The sequence below is a fragment of the Halomarina rubra genome (assembly GCF_023699475.1).
Lineage (GTDB): Archaea > Halobacteriota > Halobacteria > Halobacteriales > Haloarculaceae > Halomarina > Halomarina rubra.
Genome location: NZ_JALXFV010000008.1, coordinates 170,358 through 190,484, shown reverse-complemented (window position 1 = coordinate 190,484; position 20,127 = coordinate 170,358). Strand labels below are relative to the sequence as shown.

Annotated in this window: 23 protein-coding genes; 14 read left to right on the top strand and 9 right to left on the bottom strand. The window is 68.7% G+C overall.

Annotation, left to right across the window (positions count from 1 at the left end; translation table 11 throughout):
* Nucleotides 1-5 precede the first annotated feature (5 nt).
* From M1L36_RS15795 to thrS, 6 genes are all read left to right on the top strand, one after another.
* Nucleotides 6-896: a Vms1/Ankzf1 family peptidyl-tRNA hydrolase gene (locus M1L36_RS15795; RefSeq protein WP_250874704.1), complete on the top strand. Its 891-nt coding sequence runs from the start codon at nucleotides 6-8 to the stop codon at nucleotides 894-896.
* 44 nt (nucleotides 897-940) lie between these two features.
* A complete protein-coding gene (locus tag M1L36_RS15790) occupies nucleotides 941-1,384 on the top strand; it encodes a universal stress protein (RefSeq protein ID WP_250874703.1) in 444 nt (147 codons plus the stop codon).
* A 76-nt stretch (nucleotides 1,385-1,460) separates the two neighbouring features.
* Nucleotides 1,461-2,468 carry an N-acetyltransferase DgcN family protein gene (locus M1L36_RS15785; RefSeq protein ID WP_250874702.1) on the top strand — a complete coding sequence of 336 codons (1,008 nt, stop codon included), beginning with the start codon at nucleotides 1,461-1,463 and terminating at the stop codon, nucleotides 2,466-2,468.
* Nucleotides 2,465-3,514, top strand: a complete 1,050-nt coding sequence (locus M1L36_RS15780) for a dipeptide epimerase (protein ID WP_250874701.1) — start codon at nucleotides 2,465-2,467, stop codon at nucleotides 3,512-3,514. Before M1L36_RS15785 ends, M1L36_RS15780 begins: the two co-directional genes overlap by 4 nt.
* Nucleotides 3,515-3,666: 152 nt before the next feature.
* Entirely contained in the window at nucleotides 3,667-4,149 is a 483-nt protein-coding gene (locus tag M1L36_RS15775) for an HTH domain-containing protein (RefSeq protein ID WP_250874700.1), read from the top strand.
* 310 nt (nucleotides 4,150-4,459) lie between these two features.
* Nucleotides 4,460-6,388: a threonine--tRNA ligase gene (gene thrS, locus M1L36_RS15770; RefSeq protein WP_250874699.1), complete on the top strand. Its 1,929-nt coding sequence runs from the start codon at nucleotides 4,460-4,462 to the stop codon at nucleotides 6,386-6,388.
* A gap of 76 nt (nucleotides 6,389-6,464) precedes the next feature.
* Here the strand turns inward: thrS and M1L36_RS15765 are convergent, their stop codons facing one another.
* The 3 genes from M1L36_RS15765 to M1L36_RS15755 all read right to left on the bottom strand — a co-directional run bounded on the left by M1L36_RS15765 (nucleotide 6,465) and on the right by M1L36_RS15755 (nucleotide 8,899).
* Nucleotides 6,465-7,520 carry a DUF7972 family membrane protein gene (locus M1L36_RS15765; RefSeq protein ID WP_250874698.1) on the bottom strand — a complete coding sequence of 352 codons (1,056 nt, stop codon included), beginning with the start codon at nucleotides 7,518-7,520 and terminating at the stop codon, nucleotides 6,465-6,467.
* A 49-nt stretch (nucleotides 7,521-7,569) separates the two neighbouring features.
* Nucleotides 7,570-7,986: a hypothetical protein gene (locus tag M1L36_RS15760; RefSeq protein ID WP_250874697.1), complete on the bottom strand. Its 417-nt coding sequence runs from the start codon at nucleotides 7,984-7,986 to the stop codon at nucleotides 7,570-7,572.
* A 61-nt stretch (nucleotides 7,987-8,047) separates the two neighbouring features.
* Nucleotides 8,048-8,899 (bottom strand): PspA/IM30 family protein, encoded by an 852-nt coding sequence (locus tag M1L36_RS15755; RefSeq protein ID WP_250874696.1) that lies wholly within the window; start codon nucleotides 8,897-8,899, stop codon nucleotides 8,048-8,050.
* Between the two features lie 108 nt (nucleotides 8,900-9,007).
* On the opposite strand from M1L36_RS15755, the gene M1L36_RS15750 reads away from it, so the two are divergent.
* Nucleotides 9,008-9,613: a dienelactone hydrolase family protein gene (locus M1L36_RS15750; protein ID WP_250874695.1), complete on the top strand. Its 606-nt coding sequence runs from the start codon at nucleotides 9,008-9,010 to the stop codon at nucleotides 9,611-9,613.
* Between the two features lie 89 nt (nucleotides 9,614-9,702).
* Nucleotides 9,703-10,113 carry a DUF5788 family protein gene (locus M1L36_RS15745; protein ID WP_250874694.1) on the top strand — a complete coding sequence of 137 codons (411 nt, stop codon included), beginning with the start codon at nucleotides 9,703-9,705 and terminating at the stop codon, nucleotides 10,111-10,113.
* Between the two features lie 41 nt (nucleotides 10,114-10,154).
* On the opposite strand, the gene M1L36_RS15740 is transcribed toward M1L36_RS15745, so the two are convergent.
* Complete coding sequence (locus M1L36_RS15740; RefSeq protein WP_250874693.1) at nucleotides 10,155-11,042, bottom strand: Ig-like domain-containing protein; 888 nt, start codon at nucleotides 11,040-11,042, stop codon at nucleotides 10,155-10,157.
* Nucleotides 11,043-11,243: 201 nt separating this feature from the next.
* Here M1L36_RS15740 and M1L36_RS15735 point away from each other — a divergent pair, with 201 nt between their 5' ends.
* From M1L36_RS15735 to M1L36_RS15720, 4 genes are all read left to right on the top strand, one after another.
* Nucleotides 11,244-11,696, top strand: coding sequence for an ester cyclase (locus M1L36_RS15735; protein WP_250874692.1), 453 nt, complete (start codon nucleotides 11,244-11,246; stop codon nucleotides 11,694-11,696).
* Nucleotides 11,697-11,842: 146 nt separating this feature from the next.
* On the top strand, nucleotides 11,843-13,486 hold the full coding sequence (pyrG, locus tag M1L36_RS15730; RefSeq protein ID WP_250874691.1) for a glutamine hydrolyzing CTP synthase: 1,644 nt from the start codon (nucleotides 11,843-11,845) through the stop codon (nucleotides 13,484-13,486).
* Nucleotides 13,486-14,403: a glutamine-hydrolyzing GMP synthase gene (gene guaA, locus M1L36_RS15725; RefSeq protein WP_250874690.1), complete on the top strand. Its 918-nt coding sequence runs from the start codon at nucleotides 13,486-13,488 to the stop codon at nucleotides 14,401-14,403. The genes pyrG and guaA overlap by 1 nt, the downstream gene beginning before the upstream one ends.
* The gene (locus tag M1L36_RS15720; protein ID WP_250874689.1) at nucleotides 14,403-14,732 is read left to right on the top strand and encodes a DUF7126 family protein; all 330 of its coding nucleotides are present in this window, start codon (nucleotides 14,403-14,405) and stop codon (nucleotides 14,730-14,732) included. The genes guaA and M1L36_RS15720 overlap by 1 nt, the downstream gene beginning before the upstream one ends.
* Nucleotides 14,733-14,745: 13 nt before the next feature.
* On the opposite strand, the gene M1L36_RS15715 is transcribed toward M1L36_RS15720, so the two are convergent.
* Nucleotides 14,746-15,171 carry a hypothetical protein gene (locus M1L36_RS15715; protein WP_250874688.1) on the bottom strand — a complete coding sequence of 142 codons (426 nt, stop codon included), beginning with the start codon at nucleotides 15,169-15,171 and terminating at the stop codon, nucleotides 14,746-14,748.
* Nucleotides 15,172-15,227: 56 nt separating this feature from the next.
* On the opposite strand from M1L36_RS15715, the gene M1L36_RS15710 reads away from it, so the two are divergent.
* Nucleotides 15,228-16,340 (top strand): hypothetical protein, encoded by a 1,113-nt coding sequence (locus M1L36_RS15710; RefSeq protein ID WP_250874687.1) that lies wholly within the window; start codon nucleotides 15,228-15,230, stop codon nucleotides 16,338-16,340.
* 45 nt (nucleotides 16,341-16,385) lie between these two features.
* Here the strand turns inward: M1L36_RS15710 and M1L36_RS15705 are convergent, their stop codons facing one another.
* Complete coding sequence (locus M1L36_RS15705) at nucleotides 16,386-17,306, bottom strand: MBL fold metallo-hydrolase (RefSeq protein ID WP_250874686.1); 921 nt, start codon at nucleotides 17,304-17,306, stop codon at nucleotides 16,386-16,388.
* Between the two features lie 30 nt (nucleotides 17,307-17,336).
* Entirely contained in the window at nucleotides 17,337-18,155 is an 819-nt protein-coding gene (locus M1L36_RS15700) for an aldo/keto reductase (protein ID WP_250875580.1), read from the bottom strand.
* A 154-nt stretch (nucleotides 18,156-18,309) separates the two neighbouring features.
* Between M1L36_RS15700 and M1L36_RS15695 the strand changes: the two genes are divergently transcribed.
* Nucleotides 18,310-18,624, top strand: a complete 315-nt coding sequence (locus M1L36_RS15695; protein ID WP_250874685.1) for a cupin domain-containing protein — start codon at nucleotides 18,310-18,312, stop codon at nucleotides 18,622-18,624.
* Here M1L36_RS15695 and M1L36_RS15690 read toward each other — a convergent pair.
* Together M1L36_RS15690 and M1L36_RS15685 are read right to left on the bottom strand one after the other, a co-directional pair.
* Nucleotides 18,593-19,474 carry an NAD-dependent epimerase/dehydratase family protein gene (locus M1L36_RS15690; RefSeq protein ID WP_250874684.1) on the bottom strand — a complete coding sequence of 294 codons (882 nt, stop codon included), beginning with the start codon at nucleotides 19,472-19,474 and terminating at the stop codon, nucleotides 18,593-18,595. The two genes, M1L36_RS15695 and M1L36_RS15690, sit on opposite strands and share 32 nt — an antisense overlap.
* Nucleotides 19,471-20,112 (bottom strand): MogA/MoaB family molybdenum cofactor biosynthesis protein, encoded by a 642-nt coding sequence (locus M1L36_RS15685; protein ID WP_250874683.1) that lies wholly within the window; start codon nucleotides 20,110-20,112, stop codon nucleotides 19,471-19,473. The genes M1L36_RS15690 and M1L36_RS15685 overlap by 4 nt, the downstream gene beginning before the upstream one ends.
* Between the last annotated feature and the right edge of the window lie 15 nt (nucleotides 20,113-20,127).

Sequence of the window (20,127 nt, the reverse complement as noted above, 5' to 3'; positions counted from 1 at the left end):
CCGGTATGCTCGACCGGTTGCTCGGTCGCGAGGAGCTTCGCGAACGAATCGCGACGTTGGACGAGGAGAAACGCCACCTCGAACGGCAGTTAGAGGCCGAACAGCGCCGCCGTAGCGAGGCGGTCACCGACCGGCAGGACGCCGAAGAACGCATCAACCGACTCGAAGACCGCATCGCCGGCCTCGAAGGCGAACGCGCCGAGTCGGCCGACGACGGCCCGACGTTCCGTCTGCGCGAGCGGTTGCGGGGCGGACGGCTCGACGACGTGCTCGGACGACTCGACTCGGTCGAGACCGGCCCGGAGGGCGCGCTGTCGGCGACGGTCGGCGCGGACGACCCGGTGTCCGACGCCGTCTCCGACCTGCTCGGCGAGCGCACCGGACTCGTCTCGCGGGCCGCGCCGTGTCTGGTGTACGCCGACGACGCCGAACTCGTGAGCGTCGCGCTCGCCCCGCCCCGCCTCCCGGAGTCGTTCTGTGAGTGGGCCGACTCGTTCCGCGTCGAGCGCTCGTGGTTCGTCCCCGAGGACGACGAGCGCCACGCGCTCGCGCTCGTGCGCTCCGATACGTTCGCACTGGGCGTCTACGAGGGCGACCGACGGGTCGACTTCGAGGGGTTCGAGAGCGACGTGAAGGAGCAACACTCGAAGGGCGGGTTCTCGCAGGGGCGGTTCGAACGCATCCGCGACGGTCAGATCGCCGACCACCTCGACCGCTGTCGCGACGCGCTGGCAGACGCCCCCGACCCGCTGTTCGTCGTCGGCCAGCGGACGCTCCTCGACGAGGTCGGGGACCGTGCGGCCGCCACGCGGGCGGTCGACGCGACGGGCGACCCCGAAGCGGCGCTGGCCGACGCCCGCGAGGAGTTCTGGACGACACGACTGTCAGTTCTCTGAGTAGTCCGCTCGTTTCATGTCGGTGGCCGGTGAATCGTGAGCCGATGTACCAGGACATCCTCTTTCCCACCGACGGGAGCGACGGGGCGGAGTACGCACTCGACCACGCCGTCGACCTCGCCGGACGCTACGACGCGACGCTGCACGTCCTGCACGTCGTCGCCGACGTCTGGTACCCCGACGGCGACCCCGAGGGGTTCGACTTCGACGCGAGCGCGGTCGAACGCCACCTCCGCGAGCGCGGCGACCGCATCGTCGCCGAGGCCGCAGAGCGCGCCGGAGAGGCGGGCGTCGACTGCGAGACGGAGGTGGCCGTCGGATACACCCCACACCGCGCCATCGTCGACGCGACCGACGACGTCGACCTCGTCGTGATGGCGACCCACGGTCGTCGTGGCCTCGAACGCCTGCTCATGGGCAGCGTCGCCGAGAAGGTGTTGCGGCTCTCGGAGACGCCCGTCCTCGCGGTCCGTCTCCCCTCGGAGTGACCGGGTCGTCGACCGAACCTGACCCGGTCGGACCGTCCCACTATCGTTTATGCCGTCTCCCCGCACTCGGGGAGGTATGCGACTCGCCATCCTAGCGCACGAGAAGTTCCCCGACCGGGCGAAGACCGCCGTCGGGTTGCTCCGGTACACCGACCACGAAGTCGTCGCCGTCCTCGACCGCGACCACGCTGGCGACCGCGTCCGGGACCACATCGAGGACGTGCAGGACGCCCCCGTCGTCGCCGGTATCGACGACGTGCCGGACATCGACGCGTTCGTCGTCGGTATCGCCCCCATCGGCGGCGGCTTCGACGAGACCTGGCGCGACGACGTGACCGGCGCACTCGAACGCGGCGCGGAGGTGTGGTCGGGTCTGCACTACCACCTCGCCGACGACGAGGCGTTCGCGGCCCTCGCCGACGAACACGACACACGACTGTGGGACGTGCGCGACCCGCCCGAGGACCTCACCGTCGCGGAGGGCGTCGCCCGTGACCTCGACGCGACCGTCGTGACCACCGTCGGCAGCGACTGCTCGACGGGGAAGATGACCGCGACCTGTGAACTCGTCGAGGCCGCCCGCGAACGTGGGTGGAGCGCCGGGGTCGTCCCGACCGGCCAGACCGGCATCATGATCGAGGGGTGGGGTCTGCCCATCGACCGCACCATCTCGGATTTCACCGCCGGGGCGGTCGAACGGATGCTCGTCGAACGCGCCGAGGAGTACGACTACCTGTTCGTCGAGGGCCAGGGAGCCATCACCCACCCGGCGTACTCCGCCGTGACGTGTGGCATCCTCCACGGCTCGATGCCCGACGCGCTCGTCTACTGTCACGAGGCGGGCCGCGAGGCCGTCCACGGCTACGAGTCGTTCTCGCTGCCCGACGTCGGCGCACACGCCTCGCTGTACGAGAACCTCGCCGAACCCGTCTCGCCGACGAGCGTCGTGGCGGGGTCGCTCAACACCTCGAAACTGAGCGAGGAGGATGCTCGGAAGGCGGTCGACGAGTTCGGCGAGGCGCTCGACGAGCCCGCGACCGACGCCGTCCGCTTCGGCTGTGAGGAGATCCTGGACGCGCTATGACGGGTGACGTCGACCTCTCGACGGCGTTCGAACGCGTCGAGCTACCCCTAGAGACGCCGTTCACCATCGCCCGAGGGACCCAGTACACCGCCGCGAACGTGGTCGTCCGTGTCGAGGACGGCGAGCACGTCGGCGTCGGTGCGGCCGCCCCCTCCGGACACTACGGCGAGAGCGCAGCGACCGTCGAGGCGGTCCTGCCCGACCTGCTCGCGGCCGTCGAGGACGTCGCCGACCCGCTGGCGCTCGACGCCGTCGACGCCCGCCTCGACCGCGTCGTCGGAAACAACCCCGCCGCGAAGGCCGCCGTCCGTATCGCGTGCTGTGACCTCGCCGCGAAGCGCCTCGACGTGCCACTCTACCGACTGTTCGGGCTGGACGGCACGCAGACCGTCACCTCCTCGTTCACCATCGGCATCGACGACCCCGAGCGGATGGCCGAGAAGACCCGCGACGCCGTCGACGCCGGCTACACCGTCCTGAAGACCAAACTCGGAACCGACGACGACGAAGCGCGACTCGCCGCCGTCCGCGAGGCGGCCCCCGACGCGCGAATCCGCGTCGACGCCAACGAGGCGTGGACGCCCCGCGAGGCCGTCGACAACTGCGAGTGGCTGGCGAACTACGACGTGGAGTTCTGCGAGCAACCGGTGCCCGCCGAGCATCCCGAGGGGTTGCGCTACGTCTACGAGCGCTCGGCGGTCCCCATCGCCGCCGACGAGTCGTGTGTGACGCTGGCGGATATCCCACGAATCGCCGATGCGTGTGACATCGCGAACGTGAAACTGATGAAGTGTGGCGGCCCTCGGCAGGCCGTCGCGATGTTCCACGCCGCCCGCGCGCACGGTCTCGAGACGATGCTCGGCTGTATGATAGAGACGAACGCCGCCATCGCCGCGTCCGTCCAACTCGCGCCGCTGCTCGACTACGCGGACCTCGACGGGTCGCTGTTGCTCGACGCCGACCCGTACGACGGCGTCCCGATTCCCGGCGGCGACGTCGACCTCTCGGGGGTCGAGCGCGCCGGTACGGGTGCGCGCGAGGCGTAGTCCGACGCGGCCCCGGCGTGAGGCTGTCTCCACCCGTCTCGGGAGCGGACCGTCCTCGCGGGCTGAACTAAGGGGCCTAGTACGACACAGTGGCCTCTAGTCTCGATATACACAACGTTCATAGCCGAGAACTACCGAGCCTCGACGTAGGTATGGGACGAAGTGACACGCTAACCCTCGAACTGTACGTTCGGTCGCTCTCGGCGGAGGCCGGGACGGCACGGGTCGCGGCCGTCCTCGACCGACTCGCCCGACTGGACGAGACCGACCGTATCGACGGCTACGAGGTCGTCGTGTGGGGCGACGGGGTGAGTCTCGACGACCGCGTCCTCGCCACCGACGCCGCCCGCACCATCCGTGACGCGGTCGGAGAACTCCGCGCGTGGGCCGAAGAGACCGGTCGCGACCTCCCCGGATTCGAGGAGCGGACGGTCCGCTCGGCGGTGACCGGCGAGGTTCGACACAACCTCACGGTACCGACGATAGCGCTCGCGGAGCGCCGGGACGGAGCGGTGACGTGGGTCGCGCCGTGTCACGACGACGGCGTCCACACCGTCGCCGAACGACTCGGCGACATCTCGCGTGGCCGCGAGCGGTCCGCTCGCGACGCCGTAGTGCTCGAAGCCGACGACTGACCGACCCGCGAACCCGCCCCGTGAACGCGTGAGTGACAGTCACGCTCCCCAATCATTCTAGGGAGGGGAGCTATGTCGAGGGGTAGAACACTGAAGGGTGAAGCGGGACTCCCTCACTCTACTGCCAACCCGCTTCCCGTGGGCACTCGCCCGCGGACTCACTCGCGACCGCGACCGTACCACACACCGCCGAGCGGTGGCGGCGTCGACCGCTCCACCTCCGAGGACTCGCAAAACGCTTGCGGAGGAGTGTGACCGGTCGACGGGGGATGGCTACGCTTTTCCCTGCATGGCGGCAACCCCGGTTCATATGAGCGACATCACCGTCGAACTCCCGGATGGCTCCGAACTCTCCGTCGACGAGGGGGCCACCGTGGAGGACGTGGCGTACTCCATCGGTCCAGGACTCGGTCGAGACACGGTCGCGGGCGTCCTCGACGGCGACCTCGTCGACAAGGCGACGCCCGTCTACGACGGCGTCCGTATCGAGATCGTCACCGACCAGTCCGACGAGTACCTCGACGTGCTGCGCCACTCGGGAGCGCACCTGTTCGCCCAGGCGCTCCAGCGTCTCCACCCCGACGCGAAGCTCACCATCGGCCCCTGGACGGACGAGGGGTTCTACTACGACGTCACGGGCGTCGACCTCGACGAGGCCGACCTCCGGACCATCGAAGCGGAGATGGCCGACATCGTCGAGGAGGACCTCGACATCGAGCGCTTCGAACTCCCCCGCGAGAAGGCCCTCGAACACTACCAGGACAACGAGTTCAAACGCGACATCCTCGAAACGGAAGCGGCGGGCGACGACCCCATCTCGTTCTACCGACAGGGCGAGTTCGAGGACCTCTGTAAGGGGCCGCACGTCGAGTCCACCGGCGACATCGGCGGGTTCAAACTGCTCGACATCTCGGCGGCGTACTGGCGCGGGGACGAGGACAACGAGACGCTCACCCGAGTGTACGGGACGGCGTTCCCCAACGAGTCCCAGTTGGAGGAGTACCTCGAACGTCGCGAGGCGGCCAAAGAGCGCGACCACCGGAAGATCGGCAAGGAGATGGACCTGTTCTCGGTGCCCGCCCACTCGCCGGGGTGTGTCCACTTCCACCCCAACGGGATGACGATGCGCCGCGAACTGGAGGAGTACATCCGCACGAAGAACGACGACCTCGGCTACGAGGAGGTGTGGACGCCCGAACTCAACAAGGCCGAACTGTGGAAGCCGACGGGCCACTACGACAACTTCACCGCCGAGGGCGAGATGTTCAACTGGGAACAGGACGACACCGAGTACGGCCTGAAGCCGATGAACTGCGCGAACCACGCGTACATCTACGGCCGGGAGAAGCGCTCCTATCGCGACCTCCCCATCCGGTTCTCGGAGTTCGGAACGGTGTATCGCAACGAGCAGTCCGGCGAACTGTCGGGACTGCTCCGCGTCCGCGGGTTCACGCAGGACGACGGCCACGCGTTCATCCGCAAGGACCAGATCCAGGGTGAGATCGTCGACGCGCTGAACGTCATTGACGAGATCCTCGGTCACTTCGACTTCGAGATGGAGTACGTGCTGGAGACCCAGGGCGACAACGCCGTCGGCAGCGACGCCATCTGGGACGAGGCGACCGACGCGCTGCGCGACGCACTCGAATCGGAGGGCCTGGAGTACACCGTCGGCGAGGGCGAAGCCGCGTTCTACGGCCCGAAGGTCGGCATCGACGCCGTCGACGCCATCGGTCGGGAGTGGACCATCGGGACGGTCCAACTCGACTTCAACATCCCCGAGCGTCTCGACCTCACCTACATCGGGGAGGACAACGACGAACACCGGCCGGTGATGGTCCACCGCGCCCTGCTCGGCAGTTTCGAGCGGTTCATGGGCGTCATGATCGAGCACTTCAACGGGAAGTTCCCGCTGTGGCTCGCGCCCGAACAGGTCCGCATCCTGCCAATCACGGACGACCACGTGGACTACGCCGAGGCCGTCGCCGCCGAACTCGGCGAGTTCAGAGTGGAAATCGAGGACCGTTCGTGGACGGTCGGCAAGAAGATCCAGCAGGCCCACGACGACCGTGTCCCGTACATGCTCGTCGTCGGCGACAACGAGGAGGCCGACGGCACGGTCTCGGTCCGTGACCGCGAGGAGCGCGAGCGACAGGACGTTCCGCTCGAACAGTTCCGCGACCACCTCGAACGCGAACGCGACCAGAAGCACACGGCCGTCACGTTCCTGAGCCAGTAACGCGGCGCGAGCAGCCGATTCTCCGAAGCAGCCGACTTTCCGCTCGCCTCGTCACGGGGGCGACCGGTTCAGCGAGTCAGTCCCAGGAGATGTCCTCGTCGCGGTCGGTGTCCCGCAGGATGAACGGGCCGATGGAGAGCGTCCGCTTCGTCACCGTCGCGATGCGCAGCACGTACGACAGCAACACGACGAACGGCGAGACGGCGATGGAGGCCGTCACGGCGACCAGGGCGACGAGGTGGTCGACGCCGAGAGTGACGCCGTCGAACACCGCCGGGTCGTAGTAGACCAGCGTCGAGATAGCGACGATGAGCGCCGGCACCGCCGCGGCGATGATGGTCCGCGAGAGGTTGATGAGTTCCCACTGGAAGTACAGTGTCTTGAAGTGCTCGCGACCGGGGCCGAACAGCATCAGCGTCTCGATGTACTCGTCCAGCGCCTCGTCGGCGTCCTCGTTCAGTTCGTCGGCGAACTGGTTCTGGATGCGCCGGGCGGCGTACAGCTTCCAGGAGTAGTTGAAGTTGAGCGCCGCGGACAACACCGAGTAGCGTCCGAACTGTTCGCCTTCGAGGCTCTCGCTGACCTGCGTAGCGTTGCCGGTCGTCGAGGAGACGAGCTGGTCGACGTACTCCCGGAGGTCCTCGTTGTCCGTCTCCAGGGCCTCCTGGACCTCCTCGGCGCGTGCGGCGGTGACCTCGACGAGCGACCGGAGGAACGCCGACGGGTCGGCGGGGCTGACGGGCGTCTCCAGGACGTCCTCGACGTCACGGCGGAACTCCATCGCTCCCTCCATCCGCTCGCGCTGGTCGCCGATAGCGCCGAGCTCCTGTGAGAGGACGAGCTGGTTGAGCGTCAGGACGAGGGTGACGCCGGTGATGGTCGCGGAGATGAGCGCGTTGAACAGCGTCTCGACGGCGTCACCGGTGCGGAGAATCGTCGCGGAGGTCGGGTGGGCGACGCCGACGACGGTCAGCGACAGGACGAGGACGACGAACATCCCCAGCGCGAGCAGTCGGCGGTCGACCTCCAACAGCAGTCGGAGGACGACCGTACTGCGGCTCGTCCGCTGACGCATCGTGTCCTCGGGCTGGTCGCCGGCTTCGGCGTTCTCCGACCCGGCCCTGTCGCTCATCTGGTGACGCTACTCCGGCCCGCTGGAAAAACCATTGGGAGTCGGCGGGTCACGGGAACGAGTCCCCCTCGATGCGCAACGGCTGGGCGTCGACGGGGTCGGCCGACGACGTGAACGCGTGGACGGTCAGGTCCGTACCGACCGGGAGGTGCATGGTCACGCTGGTCTGCCCGCCCGTCACCGTCCCGGCCCACGACTCGCTGCCGGAGGCGGTGATGGCGCTCAACTCACGGACCTTCTCGCTGGTCGTCGCGGCCTCGGTCAGCGTCGCGCTCACCCGGGCGGCGTCGTCGGCCCAGACGACACCGTTGGCGACCGAGAAGGAGTCGAACACCGGCGAGTCGCCGACGTTCGGTGCAGAGACGGAGAGACCGGTCGTGACACAGCCAGCCAGCGCCGTCGCCCCGAGCGCCGCCGTCCCGGTCAGAAAGCGGCGGCGGGAGCGCCGGGAGCCGTCGTCGTTCATACCCGGTCCGACTCGCGCCGAGGTTATCAACCTGCGGCCGGCCGTGGTCGGTCGTGGTCGACTACTGGTCGTCGTCTTTCAGCTCTTCGAGTTCGGCGTCGGCCTCGGACTCGGCGTCGCCGCCCGCGTCGGCCTCTGCCTCCGTCTCGGTCTCCAGTTCCTCCAGTTCGGCCTCGATGTCCGTGTCGCTCTCGGCGTCGCCGCCGTTCGCGCTCGGTTTGCCCATCTCCGACCGGAGCGTGTCGAGTTCGGCCTCGACCTCGCTGTCGGTGGACATCTGTTCGAGTTCGCGGTCGAGCGAGTCCTTGTCGGAGAGCGCGTCGTCGAACGCGCCGGTCTCCTGCAGTTCGTCCATCGCCTCGGCACGAGCCTCCATGTCCTCGGTGCGCTCCTCGGCACGTTCGATGGAGCGGCTGATGTCGGCCATGTCGTCGCCCGCGCCGGTCATCGCTTCGCTGACACGGCTGCTGGCCTCGGCGGCCTCGTAGCGGGCCTTCATCGACTCCTTCTTCGTGCGGAACTCCTCGATACGCTGTTCGAGGGTGTCCTTCTTGTCGACGAGTTTGTCCTGTGTCTGCTGGAGGTCCGCGATCTGCCCTTCCAGCTCCTCGATCTGGGTCATCTTCTGTTTCTTACGTTCGAGGGCCTTGCGGGCGAGGTCGTCGCGGTCCTGCTTTACCGCCTGGCGTGCCTGCTCGTTGTGCTTCGAGACGTTCTCCTCCAGCCGTCGCTTCTGTATCTCCAGTCGCTTCTTCTGGGTGGTGAGGTCGGCGATGCCGCGTTTGACGTTCTGGAGTTCGTCGCGCAACTGCTCGTACGAGTAGTCGAGGGTCTCGGTGGGGTCCTCGGCCCGGTCGAGGATGGAGTTGATCTTCGACCGGATGACGTACGAGGTGCGTGAGAGGATTCCCATATCGCACGATTAGTGTCCGGAGGCTTAAACGCACAGGGGATTGACAGGGCGTCGTCACCTCCCGAATCGACCACCGGCGTTGAAGTCCACGCCCGCCGACCTCCGACCATGACCGACCCCATCGTCGTCCCCCACACCCGGGACGTCCGTGCGACCCTCGACACGGCCAGCGAAGCCGGGGCGGGCGACGTCGACGCCTGCGTCGTCGCCTGCCCGCCCCACCCCGAGATGGGTGGGTCACGCTCCGACGCCCGCCTCCGAGCGCTCGGGGAGGCGCTCTCACCCGCCGTCGACTGCCTGCGCTTCGACTACGGCCCGTGGGACGAGGGCGACGGCGAGCGCACCGACGTCCACGCCACCCTCGGCTGGGCCGCCGAACGCTACGACCACGTCGCCCTGTTCGGGTTCTCCTTCGGTGGCTGTCTCGCTCTGGTCGTCGCGTCCGAACGCGAGGACCTGGTAGCGGTGAGTGTGCTCGCGCCGGCCGCGCGCATCTCTCCCGACCTCGACGCTGTGGCGGCGCTGGACGCCATCGACGCGCCGCTGCAGGTGGTCTACGGCGAGCGCGACACGACGGCGGAGTGGGAACCCGTCGTCGAGCGAGCGCGGGAGGTGGGCGTCGAGACGGTGGGGTTCAGTGGCGACCACTTCTTCCTCGGGCAGGAGTCGAAGGTGGCGGGGCACTGTGCGGAGTTCCTCGCTGGGTACTGCTGAACCGCGACCCACGAGATACGTCCGCCGTCGTGAAGTACGTTTTCGAGAACAGCTTAGTCGGTCGCTCGTCCACGTCGGAACGAACGACGATGGACGAGCGAACCCGCCAGCGACTCCTCGACCGGATCGAGCGACCCTCCCAGACCATCGGTGCGTCGATGCCGGACGAACTCGTCGTCGACGGGACGACCGTCGACCTCCGACAGTTCGTCTTCGACTGCGAGCGCCTCGAGACGATTCCCGCGGACCTGCGCGAGGACCTGGAGGCGACGAAACGGACCCTCCGTCGCGAGCGACTGGAGCGCAAACAGCGCGTCGCCCGCGCGGACCTCACCGTCGAGGAAGCCGAGGACGTCGTCGAGAGCGTCCACGGCATCGACCGCGCGCTGAACGCGTTAGAAGGGCTGGACGCGCCGGACTACGGCGAACGGCTCCGACAGAAAGAACGCGAGGACGCGCGGGAGGTGCTGGCGTTGCGGGACGTGTTGCGGTCGCTCTGAGCGCCGTTCGCGACGACCCCTCGTCGGTCGACGAGCGGCCGCTATCGCCGTCGTTCACACGAACTCTGCCGGGGGAGGCCGACCGCCTCGTTCGGGTGGAGCTGCAGGGCCTCCAGCCCCCCGTCGTTCGTGACGACGACGGCCGTCGCCCACCACGACGGGTCGTCTGGGGACGGCGACCACTCGTAGGTGACGGAGTCGGCGTCGGGGAGCGACGCCGAGAGCTGGTACGTTCCGGGCGTCTCGGTGACTCCGGGGAGGACCGTCAGCGGCAACGACGTCCGGACCTCGGTGTCGAGGACGGCGTTCCCGTCGGCGGCCCCGACGGTCACGTCGACGCGGTGGCCGCCCTGGTCCGGTCGGTCGTAGTCGGGCGGCGTGTCGAAGTCGTACACCTGGAGTCGCGCGGGGAGCGACTCGGCCTCCCCCGGCGTGGCGGGCGTGGCGAACGACTCGCAACTGAAGAAGTTGAACGGGATGCGGCGGTGGGTCGACGCGTCGACGTAGTGGGCGACGCTCCCCGCCGTTCTCCCGCCGCCACGCGAGGAACTCCCCGGCGAGTAGTACTCTGCCGTCCCGCGGCACGTCGACAGCAGGTAGTACCCACCGTCGACGGCGGCGACGACGGCGACCTCCGCCGGTTCGACGTCGACGCTGGTGGCGGCACGCTGCCGGTCGACCATCCCGCCGCCGACGAGTTCGTTGTACACGTATCGCTGCTCGTGTGTCTCGACGAACGAGCGCGCGGCCTCGCGACTCGTGACGTCGGCCGGCGTCGGTACCGGTTTCGTCTCGGTGATAGTCGTGACGTTCTCGGGCGGTGGCGGTTCGGTAGCGGGGGTGAAGTCGAGGGTCGAACGCTCGTCGCGACCCGAACAGCCGGCGAGCAGACTCGTCCCGACCGCGGCGAGGAGGGCGCGTCGGTTCACGGTCGATGTCACCGTTTCGTGACAAAGTGTCTTCGACTTCGCTCGCGGACCGTTCCCGAGACCCGACACCGTCTCGGTCCGCGACCGAACCGGCCGATGACTGGTCCGGGAGAGATATCGGATTCTCCACTCACGCCGCGCTCCTGAAGCCCGTCCGCACCCTCCCTTCGAGTGGCTCGACCGGGCGGCCGAGTCACGACCATGGCGACGACTGCGACCCCCGAGGACCTGTATCGTCGAATCTCCGAGGAGATTTGGGAGAACCACAACTACGACGCCGTCGGCGACCTCGTGGCCCCCGACTACGAGTTCCACGACTCGACGCTCCCGGAGCCGATTCGCGGACCGGAAGGCTACCGCGAGATGGCCGAGATGGGCGCGGACATCGTCGACGGGCACGTCGAGACCGACCTCCTGCTGGCGGTCGACGACTACGCCGTCGCGCGCTGGACGCAGACGGGGCGGCACGTCGGGCGGATGGGCGCTATCGAACCGACCGACGAGGAGGTGACCATCACCGGCATCGACATCAACCGCTTCGAGGACGGCAAACTCGCCGAGACGTGGTCCGAGGTCAACTTCCTGCCCATGCTGATGCAGGTCGGAGAGCTCTCCCCGGAGCTGTTCGAACCACCGGCACCGACCGACGCGTGAGACAACCGACGACCGATTCTTTCCGCGCCGGCGACTGCCACCACTCGTGACCGCCGACCGACCACTCGCCGCGCGTGAACGTGCGAACCCCTCTCGAAGCGGGCGAACCCCGAAACCGTTTTTGTCCACACCTGCACACCGTCAGTATGCCGACAGCGCCCACGGGCTACGACCCATCACTGGGGAATAAGTTCATCTTCGTCACGGGCGGGGTCATGTCGGGACTCGGGAAGGGCATCACGGCGGCGTCGACGGGCCGCCTGCTGTCCAACGCCGGGTTCGACGTGACCGCCGTGAAGATCGACCCCTACCTCAACGTCGACGCGGGGACGATGAACCCGTTCCAGCACGGCGAGGTGTACGTGCTGAAAGACGGTGGGGAGGTCGACCTCGACCTGGGGAACTACGAGCGGTTCCTCGACATCGACATGACCTCCGACCACAACGTCACCACCGGGAAGGTCTACCAGCACGTCATCGAGAAGGAGCGCGCCGGTGACTACCTCGGGAAGACCGTCCAGATCATCCCGCACATCACCGACGACATCAAGCGCCGCATCCGCGAGGCCGCCGAGGGCCACGACGTCTGTATCGTCGAGGTCGGCGGCACCGTCGGGGACATCGAGGGGATGCCGTTCCTCGAAGCCCTGCGCCAGTTCGTCCACGAGCAGGACGAGGACGACTTCCTGCTGACCCACGTCACGCTCGTCCCGTTCTCGAAGAACGGCGAGCAGAAGACCAAACCCACCCAGCACAGCGTGAAGGAACTCCGCTCTATCGGTCTCCAGCCCGACGTCCTCGTCGGGCGCTGTGAACAGCCGCTGTACCCCGAGGTCAAAGAGAAGATAGCGCTGTTCTGTGACGTCCCGACCGACGCGGTGTTCTCGAACCCCGACGTCGAGGACATCTACCACGTCCCGCTCACCGTCGAGGAGGAGGGACTGGACCAGTACGTGATGCAGGAACTCGGTCTCCAGGAGCGCGCGCTCCCCTCGGCCGAGCGGAACAACGAGTGGCGCGAACTCGTCACCCAGGAGACGACCGGCGACGTCGACGTCGCGCTCGTCGGGAAGTACGCGCTCGAAGACGCCTACCTCTCGGTCCACGAGGCGCTGAAGCACGCCGGCCTCGAAGCCGGCGTCGACGTCAACGTGCTGTGGGTCGACGCCGAGGAGATGGACGGCGACCACGCCGCCCGTCTCGAACGCGCCGACGCAGTCGTCGTCCCCGGCGGGTTCGGCGTTCGCGGAACCAGCGGGAAGGTCGACGCCATCCGCTACGCTCGCGAGGCGGGCGTCCCGTTCCTCGGCCTCTGTCTGGGCTTCCAACTGGCGGTCGTCGAGTACGCCCAGAACGTCCTCGGACTGGCGGGCGCTGGCTCCAGCGAACTCGCCGACGAACCCGAGAACCCCGTCATCGACCTGCTGCCCGAGCAGTACGAGATAGAGGACATGGGCGGCACGATGCGTCTGGGCGCGTACGAGACCGACATCGAACCCGGTTCGCTCGCCGCCGACCTCTACGGTGGCACCTCCTGCACCGAGCGCCACCGCCACCGCTACGAGGTCAACCCCGAGTACATCGACGACCTCGAAGACGCCGGACTGACGTTCTCCGGGCGGGTGAACAACCGTATGGAGATACTCGAACTGCCCGACCACCCGTACTTCGTCGGGACGCAGTTCCACCCCGAGTTCCGTTCGCGCCCCGGTCGCGCCTCGCCGCCGTTCCTCGGTCTGATCGACGCCGCGTTGGACCGTGAGGCCGAGCGCGAGGAGGTGAGCGCCTGATGGTCGACGCACCGATTTTCATCGAGGAGGCCACCGAGGAGATTCGCGAGCAGGTCGGCGACGACCGCGCGCTCATCGCGCTGTCGGGCGGTGTCGACTCGTCGGTCGCCGCCGCACTGGCCTACGAGGCCATCGGCGACCGTCTGACGCCCGTCTACGTCGACACGGGGCTGATGCGCAAGGGCGAGACCGCCCAGATTCGCGAGACGTTCGACTACATGGAGAGCCTCCGCGTCGTCGAGGCACAGGGCCGATTCCTCGACGCGCTCTCCGGTGTGACCGACCCCGAGGAGAAGCGCAAGGTCATCGGCGAGCAGTTCATCCGCGAGTTCGAGACGGTCGCCACCGAGGTGGAGGCGTCGTGGCTCGTCCAGGGCACCATCTACCCCGACCGCATCGAGAGCGAGGGCAACATCAAGTCCCACCACAACGTCGGGGGTCTGCCCGACGTCGTCGACTTCGACGGTATCGTCGAACCCGTCCGGGACCTCTACAAGGACGAGGTTCGGGACGTGGCGCGCGAACTCGGTCTGGACGAACTCGTCGCCGAACGGATGCCGTTCCCCGGTCCCGGCCTCGCCGTCCGCATCGTCGGCGAGGTGACCGAGGAGAAGGTCGAGGTGGCCCGCGAGTCCTGTCACGTCGTCGAGGAGGAGTTGGAGGAGTACGAGCCGTGGCAGGCGTTCGCCGCCGTCATCGGCAAGGCGACGGGCGTGAAGGGTGACAACCGCGTCCACGGCTGGGTCGTCGCCGTGCGGTCGGTCGAGTCGCGCGACGGGATGACCGCCCGCGCCCAAGAACTCGACTGGCAGACGCTCCAGCGTATCCAGAGTCGAATCACGGGGCAGTTGCCGAACGTCGCCCGCGTGGTCTACGACGTCACACATAAACCCCCGGCGACAATCGAGTACGAGTGATGAACCACGCTGTCGTCGTCGGGTCGGACCCCGACGGACTGGGAGAAGCCCTCGAAGCACGCGGAGTGACCGTCAGTCGGGCCGCCGGCACCGCCGACCGCGACGCGCTGGTCGACGCCGGCGTCGAGGAGACCGACGCGCTCGTCGTGACGGACGTCGGCCTCGCCACGTCGATTCCCGTCGCTCGCGAACTGAACGACTCGTTCCGCGTCGTCGTCTACTCGGAGGACTCCATCCCGGAGTTCGCCCGCACCAGCGCCGGTCTCGTCGTCGACCCGCAGTTGATAGACGTCGACACCGTCGCCGAGGAACTGACGACCGAGCGCTGAGCGGCCGACTCCGCTACCGCTCGGTCTCTTCTGCGACCGCGTCGAAACTCCCGTTCTCGGCGTACGCCGCCATCGCCTCGCGAGCGAAGTCGAGCGCGTCGCCCTGGCCCGTCCGGAGCCCGAGCGTCCGCGTCTCGTCGGGCGCTTTCGGGTCGCCGTCGACCACGTCGACCCGCCAGCGGTCCTCGCCGCTCGTCGCCTGGTTGCCCGCGTCGGGGACGGCCTGGACGTGGGTGCCGTCCTCGTGTTCGTACAGCGAGGGCTGGCGCGGGTCGTACTTGTCGACGACCTGCGGGTCGTGGTCGCGCTCCGTCCAGCCGTCGGGCAGCGAGTCGTTCTGGCTCATCGTGTCGAGTACGGGTGGGGCGGGGAAGTACCCGGCGTCGGCCGACGGGTTTGCGGGTTTCTCCCCCGCGACGGTCCCGTCCGCGTCGCTCACACGCTCGTTTCATCCATCGGACTATTGATACCAACGGACGCACACTGCTCCGGTAGATGCCCTCCCGCCGACACGTCCTCGCCGTCCTCGTCGCGGCCCTCCTGCTCGTGCCAGTCGTGGGGGCGGTGGTCGCCGCCCCGCCGCCGGAGTCGCTCTGTGGAACCTGTGGCCTGAGCGAGGACCACTACGACGACGGGAGCGTCGTCGTCGACCCGACGAACAGCAGCGTCGAGGTCGAACTGTTCGAGAACGGCTCGTCGCGCTGGACCGAGCGCGTCCGGGTCGTCGGGGGAGCCGAGGGGCTCACCACCAACGCGACGCTCCGATCGGAGACGGTCGAGCGCGCGTTCCACCGGCACGTCGTCGACGACGACGAGCGGGTCGACACCCGCCTCCGCGTCGAGGGCGAGACGCTCGTCACGACGTACCGCGTTCCCGGCCTCGGGGCGCAGTCGATGGGCGTGTTGACCGTCGGCGAGTTCCACCGGACCGGCAACGAGCCGTCGGTGTACGTCGGCGCTGCTCGCGCGACGCTCGTCGCTCCCGAGGGGTACCACCTGGTCGACGGCCCGGACGGCTCGGCCGCCGAGACGACACCCGACGGCGTCGTCTGGACCAGCCCCGACGCGACGAGCGACTACGCCCCTCGGGTGGAGGGGCGACTCACGTTCGGCGACGACGAGACGCTGTTCCCGGCGCTCAGGGGACTGCTGGCTGCGGTCGTCCAGAACGGTCCGGTGTACCTCGGCGAACTGTTCTCCGCGACCGTGGTTCCCGGCGTCGCGCTGACCGTGAGCGGACTGGCGCTCACTCGTCGTCACGAACGACGGGACGAAGCGCGCGAACCGGCGGCGATACCGCTGGTCGCGCTCGGCGTCGTCGTGGTCGCGATAGCGCTCGTGACCGCGAAACTCGCGGCGGGGTCGGCACCCATCGCGCCGGCACTCGCGCTCTCGCTCGCCGTCCCGACGGCACTGTTCGTCGCGCTGGGGGCCATCGACGGGGCTCGTCGACGGTGGCCGTTCCTGGTGGCACTGGGGCTGTTCCCCGTGGGTCTCGCCGTCGCGTTCGGCATCGGCGGGGCGTGGTCGCTCCTCGTGTTCGTCCCCGTCACCGTCCTGACGCTCGCGCTGGGTATCCCGGCGTTCTCGCTCGGGCGAGCGCTGTAGAGCCGGGGCGCTGTCACGAACAGCGCGGTGGAGGCGCGGTGCCTGTCAGTCGACGCGCTGGCCGAGCTTCGCGAGGCGGACCGCTCCGCCGCGCATGAACGGGACGCCGTGGCCCATCGCCAGGACCTCGACGGCGGGTTCGCGGTCGGCGAGGTCGTGGATGGAGTCGGCGACGGCCGCGGTGTCGTGGCTGATGGCCCACGACGACGGCTGGAGGTCACCGCCGGACTCCCGGACGAGGTCGCCGACGAACGCCACCGAGAGGTCGCTGCTGACGTACGCGACGTGGCCCTCGGTGTGACCGGGCGTCTCGTAGACGGTGAAACTCCCGACGCGGTCGCCGTCGCCGACGGTCTCGACGTCGAGGTCCGTCGAGACGAACAGCGAGGAGAGACGCTGGAGTGCGCCCTTGTGGTCACCGACGGGCGGACTGCGTCGACCGGTGAGGTAGTCGGCGTCGGGCGACCCCATGTAGACCGTCGCGTTGGGGAGGTCGAGCCGCGAGAGGCCACCGACGTGGTCGACGTCGTAGTGGGTGACGAGCACGCGGTCGACGTCGGCGGTGGTGTAGCCGGCCTCCTCGATGGCGCGTTCTATCTTCGGCGCGTCGAACGGCATCCCCGCGTCGACGAGCGTGAGGACGGTGCGCTCCTCGCGGTCCGGTTCCGTGGTCGACTCGTCGGTGTCGGCTGCCTCCTCGTTGTCGTCGGTCTCTTCGGTGTCGTCGGTCTCTTCGGCGTCGACCACAGCCTCGGCGTCGTCGACCTCCTCCGTCGCCCCATCGTCGCCGTTCTCGGATTCGGTCGCGGTCTCGTCCGCGCCCTCCGAGAGGTCGACCGAGATGGGGTCGTCGCGTGCGGAGGCCTGCCTCTCCGTCGTCGTCGTCCCTTCCACGTCCTCGACGAGGTAGGCGTTCACCGCACTCAGCTCGATGAGCCAGCAGCCAGGTCGGAGTTCCGTCGGCATAGCTACACGTATCGCCCCCAGCGGGAAAAGCTATAGCGGCGCGCGGGACTTCACGAACCCCGAGAGGGTGCGGAGTTTCGAGGGCTGACTGATGCGCTCCATCTCCGCGTCGGTGAGTTCGAAGTCGAAGACAGCGAGGTTGGCTTCGAGGTGCTCGGGACTCGTCGCCTTCGGGATGGTGGCGACGGGGTCGTGCTGGGTGGCCCACCGCAACGCGACCTGGGCCGGGGACTTGTCGTAGCGGTCGCCCACCTCCGCGAGCACGGGGTCGTCGAGGACGCCGCCGTGCCCCAGCGGACTGTACGCCGTCAGCAACACGTCGTGGATGGCGCAGTAGTCGAGCAGGTCCGTCTGGTCCCAGTAGGGGTGGAACTGCACCTGGTCGGTGAAGATGGGGACGTCGGCCTGGGTCCGCGCCTCGTCCAGCGCGTCGCGTTTGAAGTTGCTCACGCCGACGTGCTTCACCTTCCCGTCGTCGACCAGTTCGGCCATCGCGTCGAGCGTCTCGCGGGTCGGAACGCGACGGTTCGGCCAGTGGATCAGGAGGAGGTCGAGGTAGTCCGTCCGGAGTTTCGCGAGGCTCTCGTCGGTCGAGCGCAACACGCCGTCGTAGTCACGGTTGCCACCCTCCAGTTTCGTCGCGAGGAAGACGTCCTCGCGGTCGACGTCGCTGGAGGCGATGGCCGCGCCGACCTGTCGTTCGTTGCCGTACGCCTGTGCGGTGTCGACGTGGCGATACCCGAGGTCGAGGGCCGTCTGGACCGCGTTACGACAGTCGTCGCCGGTCAGTCGCCACGTCCCGAGACCGAGTTTGGGGACCTCGACGCCCTGGACCGTGACGTACTCCATTGCCATGACCGGGAGTTGGGGCGGCGGCCGGGTATAGCTTACCGCCACCGTCGTGCGATTGACTGAATCCGTGTCACGACCGACCGCCCAACTGGCTGTCTGAAGAGCCCACTTCGGGGACCGATTGAAGCCACCGGACGACCAACCACCGACCATGCTCGACCGATTCGACGTCGAAGAACCTGCGGAGGGAGAACGAACGTCCGGCGAACTCGTCGTCACCGACGACGTGCTGGTGAAGTACTTCGCGCTCGGACCGGGGGCGGAACTCCCGACGCACGAACACGACGACGCGACGAACGTGTTCCACGTCCTCCGGGGCGAGGTCGTGGTCGTCCAGGGAGACACCGAGGAGACCGTCGAAGCGCCCGGCGTCGTGCTCCACGAGCGCGGCGAACCACACGGCGCGCGCAACGAGAGCGACGACGTGGCGGTGTTCACCGCCTCGCTCTGTCCGTTACCGAACTGAGCGCGGTCGCCGCCGAGGGTGACGCCGAGTCGTGGGGTTCGCGCAGCGCCGTGGTGACCGACCGCGGCCGGAAGCCACACACCTGCTCGAAGCGATCGGAGGCGAGCGAGGAGTCGCGGTGGAGCGTCGGGTCTTCCGGCATCGGTTCGGGGACGACCAGCCGTGCGTCCTCGCCGAGCGCGGCCATCCCGGCGCGGTGGAACGCCCACGCGCTGGTTCGGGGCGTCGGCGCGTGGACGACACCCCGTGCGTCGCCGAGCGAGAGCACCGCGAGCGCCCGGCCCGCCTCCTGGACGTGACACGGACTCTTCCACATGTCCGCGTAGTACGGCACGGTCTGTCCCGCCCGGACCAGCCGTCTGGTTCGCGACAGGCGCTCGTCGAGCACCCCTCGCGAGTGGCCGAACAGGTAGTCCGCGCGGAACGCGCACGCGTCCGGGAGGGTGGCGACGCACCGCTCGAACCGTCGGAGTCGCCGGCCGTAGCGTGACTTCGGCGTCGGGTCGACGGACTCGGTGTAGCGAGTGCCGCTGCCGTCGAACACGCCCGCACTGGAGACGTAGACGAGACGCACCGCGGCGTCGCGGACCGCGTCGACGAACCCCTCGGCGGCGGTCGCGAACCGCTCGAAGGGGTGACCGGTGCGCTCGACGTGCGCGGCGAACACGACGGCGTCGACCGCCCCGAGGGGCAGGTCTCGGAGGTCGCTCTCGAAGAAGTCGTAGGGGTGGGTCGCGCCGTCGACGGCGTTGCTGAAGTGGGTGCCGGCGGTCTCCTGACCCGCGGCGCGCAGAGCGTCGACGACCGAGCGGCCCAGGTAGCCGCTGGCCCCGACGACGAGGACCGTCACCGGCGGGCCAACCCCGCGAGGTGTGGCGCTTCGGGGACGATGACGTCCCGCGTGCCGAGGCGGGCGGCGTTCTCGCTGCCGGGCAACGAGAAGACGGGGACGCCGCCGTCCTCGCGCGTGACGATGCCCGCCGTCGCCCGCGTGCCGACGACGCGGGTGCCGACCTCCTCGCGCGAGAAGTCGCGGAACAGTTCGCCGAAGCCGGGCAGGTGTTTGGCGAACAGCTCCTCGACGGCCTCGACCGTGACGTCGTCGGGGGTGACGCCGGTACCGCCGGTCGTGACGACGGCGTCGACGGCGTCGTCGCCCACCGCCTCCTGGACGGCCTCCCGGACCGCGGCCGCGTCGTCCGGCACGACGACGCGGGAGGCGACGTCGTTGCCCGCCGCTCGCAACTCCTCCTCGATGGCGTCGCCGGCGACGTCCTCGCTCGCCTCGCGGGTCGACGAGACCGTGACGACGGCGACCGAGAGCTGTTCGACGTCGTGGTGGTGGTGGTCGTGCGTCCCCGCCTCGCCGTGGTGGTGGCCGTGGTCGTGGTGGTCGCCGTGGCCCTCCTCGTCGTGTTCGTGCCCCTCGTGTTCGTGCCCCCCGTCTGCCCGCCGAACGTGCCCGTCCCCGGAGCGGTCGTCGTCCATGGGCAGCGCTTCGGC